Origin of the sequence: Moraxella sp. CTOTU46711 (assembly GCF_031975715.1) — a bacterium.
In the GTDB taxonomy this organism is placed as follows: domain Bacteria; phylum Pseudomonadota; class Gammaproteobacteria; order Pseudomonadales; family Moraxellaceae; genus Faucicola.
In genome coordinates this window covers 145,033-160,569 of sequence record NZ_DALYMP010000005.1, presented here as the reverse complement: position 1 = coordinate 160,569, position 15,537 = coordinate 145,033, and the positions used below count along the sequence as shown (strand labels likewise).

General features: G+C 37.9%; 13 protein-coding genes. 3 read left to right on the top strand and 10 right to left on the bottom strand.

Annotated elements, in window-relative coordinates; genetic code table 11:
• The 3 genes from RTJ53_RS08650 to RTJ53_RS08640 all read left to right on the top strand — a co-directional run.
• On the top strand, positions 1–246 hold a 246-nt coding region (locus tag RTJ53_RS08650; protein ID WP_312276625.1), incomplete at its 5' end, for a hypothetical protein.
• Between the two features lie 17 nt (positions 247–263).
• Positions 264–491: a hypothetical protein gene (locus RTJ53_RS08645; protein WP_128681633.1), complete on the top strand. Its 228-nt coding sequence runs from the start codon at positions 264–266 to the stop codon at positions 489–491.
• Between the two features lie 286 nt (positions 492–777).
• Positions 778–1,884 carry an RNA-guided endonuclease InsQ/TnpB family protein gene (locus tag RTJ53_RS08640; protein WP_312276624.1) on the top strand — a complete coding sequence of 369 codons (1,107 nt, stop codon included), beginning with the start codon at positions 778–780 and terminating at the stop codon, positions 1,882–1,884.
• A gap of 30 nt (positions 1,885–1,914) precedes the next feature.
• Here RTJ53_RS08640 and RTJ53_RS08635 read toward each other — a convergent pair whose 3' ends face one another.
• The 10 genes from RTJ53_RS08635 to RTJ53_RS08590 form a co-directional block, all read right to left on the bottom strand.
• Complete coding sequence (locus RTJ53_RS08635; protein WP_312276623.1) at positions 1,915–3,540, bottom strand: hypothetical protein; 1,626 nt, start codon at positions 3,538–3,540, stop codon at positions 1,915–1,917.
• A gap of 157 nt (positions 3,541–3,697) precedes the next feature.
• Positions 3,698–6,106: a type IA DNA topoisomerase gene (locus RTJ53_RS08630; protein ID WP_312276622.1), complete on the bottom strand. Its 2,409-nt coding sequence runs from the start codon at positions 6,104–6,106 to the stop codon at positions 3,698–3,700.
• Positions 6,107–6,117: 11 nt separating this feature from the next.
• Complete coding sequence (locus RTJ53_RS08625) at positions 6,118–7,758, bottom strand: secretion/conjugation apparatus DotM-related subunit (protein ID WP_312276621.1); 1,641 nt, start codon at positions 7,756–7,758, stop codon at positions 6,118–6,120.
• 2 nt (positions 7,759–7,760) lie between these two features.
• The gene (locus RTJ53_RS08620) at positions 7,761–9,014 is read right to left on the bottom strand and encodes a hypothetical protein (RefSeq protein WP_312276620.1); all 1,254 of its coding nucleotides are present in this window, start codon (positions 9,012–9,014) and stop codon (positions 7,761–7,763) included.
• Positions 9,015–9,053: 39 nt separating this feature from the next.
• Positions 9,054–10,160: a ParM/StbA family protein gene (gene parM / locus RTJ53_RS08615; RefSeq protein ID WP_128681982.1), complete on the bottom strand. Its 1,107-nt coding sequence runs from the start codon at positions 10,158–10,160 to the stop codon at positions 9,054–9,056.
• A 26-nt stretch (positions 10,161–10,186) separates the two neighbouring features.
• Complete coding sequence (locus tag RTJ53_RS08610) at positions 10,187–10,450, bottom strand: hypothetical protein (protein WP_312276619.1); 264 nt, start codon at positions 10,448–10,450, stop codon at positions 10,187–10,189.
• A 14-nt stretch (positions 10,451–10,464) separates the two neighbouring features.
• Positions 10,465–11,811: an ATPase, T2SS/T4P/T4SS family gene (locus tag RTJ53_RS08605; protein WP_312276618.1), complete on the bottom strand. Its 1,347-nt coding sequence runs from the start codon at positions 11,809–11,811 to the stop codon at positions 10,465–10,467.
• Positions 11,811–13,340 carry a type IV secretory system conjugative DNA transfer family protein gene (locus tag RTJ53_RS08600; RefSeq protein WP_312276617.1) on the bottom strand — a complete coding sequence of 510 codons (1,530 nt, stop codon included), beginning with the start codon at positions 13,338–13,340 and terminating at the stop codon, positions 11,811–11,813. The genes RTJ53_RS08605 and RTJ53_RS08600 overlap by 1 nt, the downstream gene beginning before the upstream one ends.
• Before the next feature lie 11 nt (positions 13,341–13,351).
• Positions 13,352–13,843, bottom strand: coding sequence for a DotD/TraH family lipoprotein (locus RTJ53_RS08595; RefSeq protein ID WP_128681990.1), 492 nt, complete (start codon positions 13,841–13,843; stop codon positions 13,352–13,354).
• A gap of 1,099 nt (positions 13,844–14,942) precedes the next feature.
• Entirely contained in the window at positions 14,943–15,347 is a 405-nt protein-coding gene (locus RTJ53_RS08590; protein WP_175405670.1) for a single-stranded DNA-binding protein, read from the bottom strand.
• Positions 15,348–15,537 lie beyond the last annotated feature (190 nt).

Genomic DNA, 15,537 nt, shown 5'->3' with positions numbered 1-15,537 from the left:
ATGCCAACCGCTCAAGCAACTGGTACGGTGAACCCTGCTAACCCAGCGGTACAAGTCAGCCCAAGCGTTCAGCAGTTTACGCGAGTTAACAACGAAAATGGTTTCAAACCATATCAAAATGCAAGTGGGTCTCTTAATGTAAATTCATCTAAACCCCAAACTTTAAATCAGATGACATTTAAATTGCCTACTGCCAACAATTTAACCACTCCAACCGAAACAAATAACGGTGGCGATGAAAGTTAACGATTTAAGGATATTGTATGATTACGGAAGGATGTGAATATTTTGAGGAAGGTTGTTTGTGCTACCTATCAGGTAAAATTGAAAAAGGTTCGAGTTATCAATATTATTATGACAACTGCACTTGTAGCAGACATCCTGAAAGTTCTACTAGACCTTGTTGGGATAAAGATAAAGAAGCAAGAAGTAAGGCTCTTGAAGTTATTAAAGAAAGGCACCCAAATTTATGGGACAGGCAAAAAAGATAACTTGGGCATAAAATTTTGATTATGTAGCACCTAAACAAAGCATTGGTTAAAAAAGTTTTTTATACTGATTTGAACTCACATTCTAATATTCTATAGAGTGAAAAATGAAAGAATCTGTATAAAAATTAGCAAAATAAAAAACGGCTATCAAAGCCGTTTTTTATCCTCCGTTGCCGTAAAACCACCGACTTTAGGCGGTGGATATAAGGCAAACAACACGACGCATAATGACGTATAGCCAACCTAGCACCTTGAAACCTTAAACATAACTTGCCACACTAAGCTCATGAAAACACTCAAGCTACGCATACGAGACAAACATACTGATAAACTCAACCGCCTAAGCGGTGCGGTCAATTTCGTATGGAATTATGTCAATGACTTGAGTTACAAACACCTAAAAAAGACTGGTAAATTCTTTAGTGCTTATGACCTAAACGACTACACCAAAGGTAGCGGTGAACTACTTGGCTTACACAGTCAGACCATCCAAGCCATCAATGAAACCCACGCCAAAGCTCGAAAGCAATTCAAAAAAGCCAAACTAAACTGGCGAACCAACAACCCAAGCTCTAAGCGTAAAAGCTTAGGTTGGCTACCGTTTAAACAATCTGCCATCAAACACATCGCCACACACCAAACAGGTAAAAAAGGCTTAAAATCCACCTTGCAACTAAGCCTAGCCAAAGGGCAAAAGCTAATCATCAACCTATGGGACAGCTATAACCTTAGCCTATACCAAATCAACACATGCGAATTGGTACAAGACAGCCGTAACCGTTGGTATGCCTGTATCACCGTCAAAGACTATCCCAAGACACAATGCGGAACGGGTAGCGTAGGCATTGACTTAGGCTTAAAAGACAGTGCTACCACCTCAAACGGTGATAAACTCACCATTAAGCAAACACTGAAATATGCTAAAGATTTAGCCATTGCTCAACGTGCCAAAAACAAACGACGTGTTAAAGCGATTCATGCCAAAATCAAGCATACACGCCAAGACCTCATCCATAAATTCACCACCCAATTAGTTAAAGATAATGCGCTAATCGTGGTCGGTGATATTCAGAGTAATCAATTTAATAGTAAAAAAGGCAAACTCGCCAAATCGGTTTACGATGCAGGTTGGTTTGAACTCAAGCGACAACTGACCTATAAATGCAAGCATGCAGGTTGTCGTTTTGAAATCGTGAATGAGAAATACACGACTCAGCGATGTTCGTGTTGCGGTGATATCACCGCCAATAGTCCGAAAGGTAGAAAATCGCTTGGAATAAGAGAATGGACTTGTGCAACGTGTGGCACATGGCATGATAGAGATATCAATGCCAGTCGGAACATTCTTGCGGTCGGGCTTGACCGTCTTGGAGAAGGAATCCCCTTGGTTTAGCAAGGGGAGGAAGTCAATTTTAAATCTGAATTATTGCAATCTGCTCATAACATTTGCCATGACTTCATTGTCAGCGTTTAATACGCCCCTATTATTCTGAGCAATTTTAGTGTCGCCTAGGTCAAACCTAATACTATAACTGCCGTCCGGCATTAAAGTTGGCTCAATGGCGACTTGCCAGGTGTTTGTTTCATAATGGTGGATTGGGTTTTCTTGCCCATCAGCTTGACTGGCGACTAAATCACGCATGTTATTTCTAACTTGATTACTTAATTTATTAATCGACGATAAAAATGTAGCTCCTTTATCATGATAAAAGTATAAATCTTCCATCAGATCAACATCCGCATAAAAATCGCTACTTGCAGGGTTAAAAATAGTTTGCAATCCATCCCCTAAATTGGCATAGCGTTGAAAGCTGTTAAATAGCATTTTGACGATATAATCTTTACGCTTCAAATCCAATGATAAGTAGTAGTCTATAAATTTTGCTTGTGCAACTGCCAATTCCCCAAGTTGACGAATATCAAAGATATCCAATACGGTAGAATTTAAAATATCAAATAAGCTGCTATTGGGTGCAATAAGGTAGCTATATTTACCCAACAATGACCGGTCATAAGTGATAGTCTGTGTTTTTTCCCAATACTCACAAGCAAGCGCAAACGCGTTGTCCTCTAACTCCTCAGAAGGCTCGCTTTCGCTGGCTGCTAAGAATGGATAGTATGCTTCAATCACTCTGACATCAAGCAATTTTGTGTGCAACTCATTATCTATTTCCGTGACAACTAGATTGTCTTTGAGGTACTGTCTTGTACTCGCCTGTGAGTTATATATAAACTCCGTGGTTGGCAAGTATTCAACGGTACCTTGCTCGAGCGAAATTTTTAAATCTTCACACATCCCAGCCAGTTTAAACGCATCCCTGGTTTCTTCATCGTAACCCATGAACAGTGGGTTGTTACTGTATAATGGGCTAAGATGGAAGCCGTATAAAAGCGAATCAGCAAAGCTTCGATGCACAATGCGGCCATATTCAGCAGCTAGATACATAGCTGAATCACCACGTTCACCGATTTTGTCTAAATTAATCACATAGCGGCACACCTGATTGTAAGCCTTAACCATATTCATCAAGAATAATTTTAGGTCATGAATATATTTTTTGCGATGAATAATATACTCGGTGATATCGACAGGATTGCCAACTAAATCATATAGCTGCTCATAACCAAAACTATCACGCTTATGGCTCATAATCGGCAAAAAGTTTGTTGCCTCTCGAATTGCAATGACTTCTAACAATCGTGCGTTAAATCGGTCCTTAAAGTACGCTTTATCTTCATTGCGTTCTAGAACTTCCTCGATTTTTTTGGCATGGGCAACTGAAAGTTGAATATTGTCTAAGAGTTCGCCATTTTTTTCGCGAAACATCCAACGATAGTAAAATGCCTTTGATGCTTCACCTTGTTTGGCCGTCAAATGATAGCTATAAGCAGGTAGATTCAACATATAATCAACCGCGCCAGCAATCGCCTTGGCGCGATGTAATTCAGCTTGTGATGACATATAGCCATGAGTATATAATTGTGGGGTAAAGCTCCCCCAGCCTGTTTTTTCTTGTGCGCTTTTTAACGGATTACCAATCATTATCATGCTGCCTACTCCATGTATTTCTTAGGTAGTTTTATCTAATGTAATCACATATTAGCATACTAAACCTTTGAAAATTATAAAATAAAATGAGCTAGAGAAACGCTCTGAACTCATTAAATACTAATTTTACTGTTAAATTTTTTTGCTGAGGTTTCAATTAATCATTGTAATATTCACCGCATTCGGCATTAGAACATTTTTTAAACGTGCCTTTACCTTCTCTCTTATCACGTAGCAACACAGGGCTTTTACATTTTTTGCAATGCCATTTAAACTTACCGTTCTTATCTTTGGATCGCGCCTCAGCTTTGATTAGCCACTCGGCTTTTTTAGTAGGGTTGCCTTTTAAGTCACTATTGAAGGTATGATTACATGCTTGATTAGTACAGCGATAAAACATATTCTTGCCTTTAGGCGTGATTTGCAGCATCACACTACCACAGTCAAGGCATGGGTAAAGCGGCTTGCCATCCTCCCCGGTGAATTTTTTAATTTGATACGCCATTTCATCAAGATAAGGCGCGTTTTCTTCGGGATTGTCATGATAAAATTTTTGGCATTCATTATTGGTACATCGCCAATAATAAAGACCTTCTTTCTCGATGCCGGAGTAAGGACGTTTGGCCACTGCTGAGTGGCATTTAGTACATGGAAATTTTGGCGTTCCATCTGTATTGACCGCCATTTTATCAAATTGCTCAATCATTTCTTGACGCTGCTTGCGTTGTGCGGCAATCGCCTCTTTTTCAGCAGTAGTTTGAACCTTGCCATCAATTTCCCACGCATAATGACCGCATTCTTTATTTCTACACTTCCAAAAAAACTCCCCTGGGTGATTTTTTGACTCCCGGCGTCTCATGACGCTGCCGCACTTTTCACATTCAGTACGCGGTTTTAAGGGTGGATAAAGTCGCATTTTCTCAATTTCATGACTTAGTGTTGAAAAAAACCGAAATACCACTTGTTTGTAATCTATGTCACCATTGGCAATATCATCAAGCTCTTTTTCCAAATTACGAGTAAATTCTTCTTCCATAATCGAAAAAATGCCTGTAGTGGCCTTCACCATAAATTTGCCCTTTACGGTACTTATAAGCTGGTTTTTCTTCTTTTCAACATAGCCATGCTCAACAATTTTCTCATAAATTTTAGCGTATGTTGAGGGTCTCCCGATACCAGCGGCTTTTAGATATTTGCCCAAGCTTGGTTCGGTAAAACGACTAGGTGGGCGCGTGGTTTTATTCACTTTCTCCGTCTTTTTGGCAGTCAATGTTTCGTCACGCTCAAACACTTGAATTGGGTTCTCTTGAGTAGGTTCTTCCTCCTGGTCATCTGCGGTGTCATCAAAGTAAGTAAGGTAGCCAGGTTCAACCAATATGCTGTTGCCACCCACATAAAAGTAGTCTTTTCCGTCGATATGGCAAACCAACTCGATAACAGTTTTCTGATAAATTGCTGGGGACAGCTGACTTGCAACAGTACGCTTGAATATTAATTCATATAAAGCTTTTTCTTCTTCATTTAGTCCGGTACCATCAAAGTCTAAACTGGTGGGCCGAATGGCCTCATGCGCTTCCTGGGCGACTGGTGATTTCGACCCGGTACGTTTTTTTTCAGCAAGTTTTAGGTTATTAGCCTTCGCATAGTTCACAATCATTTCATAGCCATAGTTACTAATTGCGGTGCTGTCCGTTCGCATATAGGTGATATGACCTTGGGTGTATAAGCTATTTGCCACCTGATCGGTTTTCTTCGCTGAAAATCCAAGTCTCACGGCAGCGGCTTGGTGTAATGTAGAAGTATCAAATGCTACTTTTGCATAGCTTTCAGTCAACTTTTGGTTAAAGTCAACAACCTTAAAATCTTTGGTTTTCGCTCGCAATGCGTCACATGCCTGGCTATCCGTCCAATACCGCTCTGAGTCCATGACTTCACCCAATTTAGAGCGTACCGTGTCTAATTCAGCAGACCAACCATTAAAGTGAGCGCGAATGGTGAAATGCTTGCAAGGGGTAAAGTTATCTATAATCTCGTCACGTTTGGCAATGATGGCAACTGTTTGTGATTGAACGCGCCCCATAGGATAACTATCATCGCCAGCAAAGTCGGTAACAGACGGTCCTACCTCCCAACCAACTACGCGGTCGATGATGCGCCGCGCCACCTGCGCGTTCACTAAATTATCATTAATCTTGACAGTGTTATTAACCGCCTCTCTGACAGCCTCCGGCGTAATCTCATTAAACTTAGCGCGTTCGTAATTGTCACCAATACCCAATTCGCGTCTTAGTGATGCAGCAATCGCTTCACCTTCGCGGTCCGGGTCAGTTGCCAGGATGATGCGATTTGCGTCTTTAAGGTGAGGACGGATTTGATTTAATCGACGTTCGCCTCGTTCCGTGACCACATAATTCATTTCCAAGGTTTTTTTATTAACGCCCAACTCCCCTGTCTCGGGTAAATCTGACACATGACCTAAACTTGCGAACACTAGATAACCATCACCTAAATATTTACTGACGGATTGAATTTTATCCTTACTTTCTACTACTACAATATTTGGCATAAAAGTTCCTATTAATCTTCTATTTTATAAATGCTTTCATCTTTAGTAATTAAGCGGTAACGGATCATCAGTGACGGATCGCCCTTGTTATAGGCTTCCCAAGCAGCAATATGTTCTTTAGGGTAATTGTAGCTAGTCACTTCCTTCATAAATCCTTCATAAGCTGATTGGAACATCGGTTCGATCAGCCCTATACCTGCGGCTAATTCAGCGTAGTAATGACTGACAGTAGCAATATTTTCACTAAAAGCCGCTGAACGATCCGTATTTTGAATAATCGCCCATAACGTTCGGTCGTATTCGATTATCCATCTAAAATCTGCTGACGCCATCACACCCAACTTTCTTGCGCCATTTTGAATACTCAGTGATGCCATTAGTAACGTACTACAGTAGGCATGCTGTTTTACTAAGTTTTGAGCGATATAACTAAACGCTACCCATTCTTTTAAAAACTGGCGGTATTCTTCGATTTTTGGGAAATCACTGGCATCAGAAGGTGGACCTAAGTTAATTTCCTGTAATGATTGTTCTTTTAGCCGCTTATTTATTTTTTGAGACGCCCAATCCCACAACTCGACAATCATGCCTTTGATCTTAGTCTCAACGTACTTAGGGTCTCTATCTTTACTTTGATTAATTTCTTTATTATCAAGTAAGGTATCGGCAAGACAGGCTTTTGGTATCGTGATAGCCAAAAGGATGGTATAGAGAGGAGAAAGGCTATCAATATCAATAAATGGCTCGCCAAGCTGCTCAATCATGAGGTTATTGAACGCATCGGTTTTAATGATAGGCACTAAGTCATTATCCACGGTAATTTCTGATAAATCACTGGTGTCATCACCACCAGCCCTACTATTAGATAAAGTGACTTTAACTCTAGGCACAAACTCTTGAATTAAATTGTGGCGATACATAAATTTTCGCCCACTATCTAGTTTACGAAATTGTCCTGAATCAATCGGCAGTTTATTTAAATCAAAGAATTGATAATAATTTAGATGCGGTTGCTGTTGGGTTTTAACACGGATCAAACTCTCTAAATCAAGTTTTCCGCGCATTACCGCTTTAGGGTGTTTCGTCGTTAAGTCTATATATGAGGAATAAACTTGGTAATTCGCCCACATTGCCAAAATGATATTTGGAAAGATGGCAAATAACATGACTTCAAATAATCCAACTTTATCAAGTTCCTCAAAACTAACGCTACAATTAAAAATAGCCGTAAAATACTGCAAAACCCCTGCTTTTTCATTGAAGTTTGGTTTACACCATAAATCAACAAATCCAGTAAGTAATTTAAGGCCTACAAAATCAGCAGAAGTAGCCACAAAAATGACGAGTGAATACCATATTGGTAATAAACTTGTTTGTCTATTTCCCTTATAAATACGTTTGTAGAACCAATATCCTAGCAATATGCCACAAATTAATAAGCCGAATACCATTTCATACAATGGATTAATTTTTCTTAACGCGTAAAAGGGAAACAGGAAGCTAAAATAAATATACCTACCAAAAAAAGCTAAGTATTTCATTAGAATAGCCAGGATGATTAACCCCATTAATGCGATAAACGCATAGTTTATATAATCATCATGACTATCAATATTTCGCTGCTGGTGATTATTATGTTGTTGTGCTGTCATCGTTAATCACGCCAATTACTGATATCAAACATAGCTTCTAAAGCAGGGTTTAATTTAGCTTGCTTTGCTTTTTCAAAAATTGATAATTCCTTTTTATCGCTGGTGTCACCCTCAGTATTCTTTGGAGTATTAGCGGTATCGGTCTGAGGTAAAGTGGCTTTAACCTCTTTTTCAACTTGAGTCGAGCTAGATGCACTCAATTTTTCATTTTCTTTTGACGCCACCACTGGTTCTGATTGAGCAGGTTTTGTCGAAGGTTGCGTAGAAGAATTTAAAGAAGATTGAGTGGTCTTTTCGTCCACTTTTCCAATAGTTTGGGGTTTAACGGCTGGTGCAACTATTTTCTCTTGAGATATGGTGGCGTCTTTGAGTGTTTTGCTAGAAACAGTGTTGTCTTTTATCTGTACTGTTTTACTGACCTTTTTCACGCGATTTACATCAATAAGGAGGAAATCTTCGTTAGCCAATTCTGAAAACGAATTTTCTTGAAGTGATATTGATGAGTGGTTTTCGATAGGTAATACATTGGCCGTAGCAATGCTTTCATTAAGTCTTACATTCTTGTCATAAATATTTCGCTTGATAGATTTCAAGGTATTTAACGAATATAGACTTTGACCTGCCAAAAAGATATTGGCATGGTCAATTTTTTCTTTTCTAGATAGACTTACCAATATAACATCGTCATTAGTGTACCTAAACTCATACTTAGGTAGATAAGACAGCACAGCTTGGTCAAAGTAGTTAATTGCAGCAGGTGAGCTATTAATTAATTTGGTCGTCTCAGAAAATAACTTCATAGCATCACAAGTCTCGATCATGCGTTTCAACTTATTGACCTTTGCTCTTTCTCCTAGCGTTCTAGCTTGCTCAAGTTCATATTGACATTCAGCAAAAACACCTACGCCTTGCATTAAGATTTGGAATAATTGAATACCAAAATCATCCTTCGAGTAATGCTTTTGGAAAGTAGTTCTGTTTTTCTGCAAATTACTTTTGAAGGATTGCCCAAACATGCTATTCCATTGCATATAAATCTCCCGGCGACTAACCTGTTCAATTAGTTTTTTTAAACTTATGTCCGTGTCAAAATCTTGTGAGTTTTGAATCATATTGAAACACAAGCCCACTAAGGCGATATTTTTTAATTTTGGCCACGGATGGTTTACCCATGCCTTTTCAAGCATAGATAAATCATAGGCATCTTCATCTATATTGAACCAATAATATATTCTGTTTGTGCTTGTCTGTTGCATTTGGATAGGTTTAATATATATCCGACTCATTACCTAACCTTACATATATCTATGGACTAAATGATAGATTGAACATTTACAAAAACCCTTCGCATTACCAAATTCGGGCTGTTCTTGCAAAATAATTTCGTATCTAAATCCCTTATTACGCAAAGCTTGTAATAAGTAGTTGCCCAGCGCATAGCTACCACCACCGGTAATAACCAAGCCACCCATCGCTTCGTCACTTGTGTTTAAAACCCCAATAATTTCTCGGTGTATGCGCTCTGCGAAGCTTTGAAGTACATAATTACGCATCTCTGTTAAATCAGTAGAACCCATCTTATTGGGCTTACCATGCCAGCCTGTTTGGATAATTGCATCCACCATTTTGTCACTAATACTTGATAAACCTATTTTATCGGCAACACGACTACGCATTTCATCGCGCAGATACAACATACCGCTATTGAAGCTATAGGAGTCATTAGGACGTGGTTGCAAATTAGCCATGATTTTTACCAAGTCCACGGTTCTACCGCCAATATCAATAACGATAAAACCAGTTTCTCTTGCTTCTATACCAAAATCTGTCTGAGCAAAGTTATTATCAGCTGTTATATCTACGGCAACACCATAACCCTCAGGTAATGTTTCAACGCCAACAACGCTATAAAACATATTAGGGGCAGCTGCGCTTCTTACTTGTGGTAAGCGATTAATATTATTATGTTTGGCTTCAATTAAGGTTTTATTTGTTTTTCCACTTTCTTTATCGAAATATTGGTTGGCTGGTAAACCTGCGGTGATAAATAACTTGCTATAAGGTACGCCTGCTTTTCGTAATGCTTGCGCTATCAAAGCGATATTTAAATCACTTATTGGATATTCTGCAAAACGCGTATCCATCGGTTCTTTAATAACTTTTCGTTCACCATCTACAAGGTAATGAACGGCATTGTTTCCTTTATGAATAGTAATGAGCATATTATTTAACTCATGCTCAGGCGCACTGGCCATATCACCGATACCCTCTTGTGCGACGCTCGGCATACGAAAACATACGATTTCTTTTTTTTCAGGTTCAAAATATGCGACTTTTATACCATCATGACCATCATCAATACCAACAGCTAAAACATTGTCCGTAAGACTATTATTAGACATAAATTTATCCTATAAATTAATGAACATTAAAAACCAAAGGGGTTCGAGATATTTTTACTATTTTTATCTGTGCCAGTAATGGCTGTTCTGATTAATGCAAATGAGCAACGTAGTGGCATTTTGAGTATGTTTTCAAAGATAATGCAGTAAGCCCACATACCAATCAAAATTACTAAAAAGAACCAAGACAAACTGCATAGCAGCAGCAGTGGAATTGTTAAAAAGGCAGCCACACCATTTAAACCAAATACATTTAGTTTATGGCTGGCTTGTGACCAATGACCATTCATAGATTTTCCTTTTATTAGTAAGAATCAAGTTCTTCAATTTCTTCTTTGGATAGTTCTTCACTTTCCTCGACTAAATGACGATAACTGGCTAAATTGATTTTCCCCTCAGCCAGTAGTTGTTTGCCTTGAGCTTCAAAACTAACTGAGCCAAATTTGCCATGTCGTACAATCATCTTAATTTTTCGTACCATGTCGTCAGGGTTCTTCGCTTTTTTCTTTAGATAGTCTCTTAATGCTGGTGTGAATTTAAGACTCTCACGTACTGCAAACATGTTGCCATTTACATCTTCAATTAACTTTTGACTGATCAACATCCGAATGGTATCGGCAAGTTCTAAAGCTTTTTGTTGTTGGATGCTTTCAGGAAACAGACTAATGAGACGCGGCAAAATTGCAGGGACATTACTAGCATGCGTAGTGGCATAAGCTGGGTGACCCGTGTTTGATAATTCAATAGCAGCATCGACGGTACTATAATCTCGCAGCTCGCCCACCATGATTGCATCCGGTGAGCGACGCATCGCGGAACGGTTAGCATCATGAAAGGTAAGAATGTTTTGCCCAGGACCTATTGAACTTTGAATAACAGCACTATGTTTACTTTTTACCTTGTCGTAATTAATTTCAATCGGGTCCTCATGAGTTAATAAAATACCTTTTATTAAGGTATCTTCTTCTAAGATATAACGATAAATTGCAGCCAATGTTGTTGACTTACCTTCCCCTGTTGCCCCTGAAATAATGACAATACCGCTAGGAATAATGCAATCGAGGACAAATTCTTTTGACATGCCTAATTTATAATAAGGGGTGGGTTCGTCAGCCAATGGTCTTAAAATGACTGAAAATGAATTTTCATGAATGGCAGATGCACAGCCAGTAATTTCGTAACGAAAACGGCGACGTTTACTTTCTGCAAATTGTTTAGCCTGTTTTTCATAATCTTCATCATTCACAATATTTCCATCAAGCATCTTAGCTTGACCACTTAGACATTTCCCTTCACTGATATTAATAAGGAAGGTATTGTTGCCAGTTAACTTTCTTGCTAGGTACTCGCACTCATGCCGTTGCATAATGCGATAAGTAATAGCCTTTAACCCTCGACGTTTTTTCTTAACCAATACCGGATATCCAGGAATGATTATGATGTCGCTAATGCTATCTTGCTCTGCAATCTCAGTGAATAATAATCGTAGGTGATTGTCATTACCTTCGTTTCCGAAAACCAATGGATCGACGTATTGGGTACGACGATCCAAGGCAGGGATTTCTGTCCCCAAAATTGACTCCGGGGCTTTTTGAACAATAACAGGTTTTTGTGGTTCAGCTTCTTTCTTCTTAATCGCAAAAGTTTCCATTATTGTTTTACAACATCCTCTTGTTTCACTTGATAAGTTACAGTGTTATTGATCACCAAGTTTTGCGTAGGCGCGTATGGGTTTTTGACATAATCAAGTGGTGATAAGCTAGGCTTGGGTGCAATATCTTCTTGCTTATTTACTTTTTCAAAAGTTTTGCTAACCGTTTCACGACTATCACTTTTGTTGCTTGCTATCGTCGGCAATGGTTTTATTACGTTTGCACTTTGATCAGGCAAACTTCGATTAATATAGCCATGCAAAAGAATAGTTTGGTCTGCGCCTTTAGCAGTTGGCGTATTCATTACTGGTGTTGCAAAGCTGGGTGTGACTTGCTGGGCTGTATTATTGTTAGTACGGTATGACGTCTTGCTTTTTTTGCTAGTAGCTTTTTGCTTGGTTTTTTTATTTGGCGCAGTATTGATAACTGGCTGTGTATTAACGTCGCTTGGTGCAGTAGCAGATTGGTTATTAAACACCAACCCTTTACTTACCTCGATAGTATTAAGCGGTGGGATAGATTGGTTGTTCTTATTAAAATCAGTTGGACGTGCGTTGACTATATTATTGCTATCAACGTTATTTGAATTAGTTAACGACTGATTGATTTTCTGAGCAGCTGGTGTTTCATTAAGTACAATGCTTGTTCCGCCAGTTGGTTGTCTGACCACTACACCACTTTCATAAGAAGATAAAATTTCATTGGCACCCACTTGTTTAAATTGTGGTAGCGTGTCAATGCGTAATAATTTTTCGTCGATAGACCATTGAATGCCAGTGTTCTTATCATATAGGTTGTAACTAGAAATGGCTGGCATGGTGATACGACCTTGCATGGCAAGCAAGTGGAATTTAATCATGCCGATGTAATCGCGGTTAAGACGTTCGAGTTTCTGCTGTAATGCTATACCAGCTTCATTAACCCCGATGTTCCATCCATCTACCGTTGCCTTTTCCCAAACACGCTTTTCTTCTTCATTGCGTGGAGAAAGATCACCACCCATGAAAGAAATTTTATCGAAGGCATCCGCTTCATAATTTACATTTAAGTAGCTGCGCCAATTAGGTGCTGTACTTGAAAAGCTGGCTTGCTTCTCAATGTTGTAAACACGTTTAGTTAAACGAATTTGGTCAGTACCTTTTTGGCTATATAAATCATTGGCTTCACTGATAACTGGTGGTACAACTTTTCCTTGAATCATTAAAGCATTGAAATTATAAATTGCGTCCAACTGACGACTATCAGTTTGAATGATATTGTTGATCTGTTTATTGGTTGCAATCATTGCAGCTTTAATAGCAGATTGTCGGGCAAAATCTTCAATCAATTTTAAACGCATTTGCTGTTCAACTAGACCATTGCGACTTTTATCATTCATGTTTCTAGTTTGACTTTGAAAATGCAATAAGTCATAGATGTTATTGATATCTTGTTCATAGTTAATTGCTTGGCTATCAAAACTAGCTATTGAAGCTGCTACCAATAAGCCACCCTTTGCAAGGCTGTTTAATTTAAATGTCATTCTCATTTATTCAGCCCTTACTTATAGATTAATACAATAGTTTTATTTTGTTTGTCGATAGCAATATTGGCAGTTTGTTGAAGTTGGCTATCAACTGCAATCACAATATCCTCAGGCGTGGCATTGTAATCGGTAAAATTAACAGTTGGTAAATTGTCAGTGCGATACCCTTGCTCAAGGAAACGATAGCCATACTTAATGGCAATGGATTCTAAAATACCTTGTGGCTTACCTATATAATTCACACGAATTTTATCCTTTGAAAAATCTAAGTTATATGCCCCCAAGGTCTCGTTATATGTTTGGCGGTATTTGGTCAAACTCAGTTGCGCGTTCATCGCTTTTTGAGTTTCTTGACTGATAATCTCCAATGGACTTGGGGCAGTTACTTGAAGGGTAGATAACTTATTAATGGATGAATAGCTACCACCTTGGATGCTAGTACATCCAGTAACAACAATCGTAAGTGCAGTTAAAAATGGCATTGCTAGTTTGCGAGTTGCTTTCATAAATATCCCAAATTCTTAATTAATAAATGCGTTGCTTAGATAAACAAAAAATGACTTAACTTAAAGCTAAGGCTTAACAAACAAAAATCTATCTATATAGCCAATTCAAATGTTAAGTAGCCCTCAATTTCAGTAAATTTTGTTCAGGTAAATATTATCTTACTACCAGCATTTTATCATATAAAAAAAGACTTATATTTCAAAAAAACAGTATATTTAAGAAAATATATGGTTTTTATAGGCTTATTTTTGGTATTTATTAGTTTATTTTGGATAAACGCTTTTTAAGTTTGGTCAAAAGCGATTTTTTTTGGATAAAAACCATCAGTAAATGGTTTTTTAAGTTCAAAAATGTTTATTAACCTCTTAAAAATGGTTAAACCTTCAAATTATTGGTAAAAATGGGTTTTTTTTGGTTATTTAGTCGAATTTTTGGTTTTTCTGCTTCAAAAATGGTTTTCTATTATTTTTTTTGGTTTTTCTGCATTAAAAATGGTTATTTATCTAGATAACATGGATAAAGCTAAGAAAAAATGGATGAAATACGATAGAAAATGGTTAAATGCCGCTTAAAATGGTTTTTTACCAATATAAAATGGTTATATCATGTAAAAAAATGGTTTTTTTGCAAATATAATGGTTTTTTAACCCTGAAAAATGGATTTTTTATTTCCTGCCATCTAATTTTTGTTCGTTGTAACGTTGACATACACGCAAAAAAATCCAAAAACCCTGTGTTTAGAAAAGTATTATATTTTTTGTTCAAAAACACCATTTATAGCAATTTTTGAGTATTGTTGTTCACTAAGCTGGCGCAGCTCATGAATTGATTGTTATTGGGAATGAGACACTATTCTGATACTAAAATGAAATGATGATGAACGTTCGTTGTATTTTTTCAGTTAAAGTACAGTTTGGTTTGGAATGTATTTAGGTCATTATTCCTACATTTTTACTGTTTTCTTTTAGATAAAGATGACCACTACCGCGAAAAATTTTCTGTCTCTTTGCCTAACCAATTACCCTCTAGTAATAAAACCCAACCAAAAAAATACCCTAGTAATTTAACTAGGGCATTTAATCTCAGCATCAAAATTGATTAGTATGGTAAGTCATCTATTACATTAGTGTTAGGCATTGTGCTTTCATGTACTTGCTCTGGGTTAATCGAACCTGGTACTGCTGGTCCTACAAATTCAAAATGCGAACAATCAATCTCAGTGTAGTAACTGGTTTTACCTTCTTGATTGGTATGTTTGCGGTAACGGATTTTACCTTCTACCTCAATGCGTCTGCCTTTGGTTAAATATTTTAATACAGTCTCATGATTATTAGGTGGGAATACAATCGTATGCCATTCAGTGCGTTCGCGACGTTCACCAGTATTTTTATCAGTCCATCTTTCGCTAGTTGCTAATGAAGCAGTAACTTTTTTAGAGCCATCTTGAAAATTAATAACGTTTGGTTCGCTCCCAACCAAGCCAGTTAAAATAACACGGTTCATAAATTCTCCTATTAGACTTACCATTTTTTTTAAAAGTCTAAAACTAAATACCCGGTATTGGGTGGTCTTGATAAAGCCCCTTGCCTTATCAATGAAGCCATTATAGCAACTCAGTTTTGCAGAATGAATTGATATTGATAGTTCTGTCACCCACTTACAGCTTAATACATTTACTGTCCTACTATTTTCT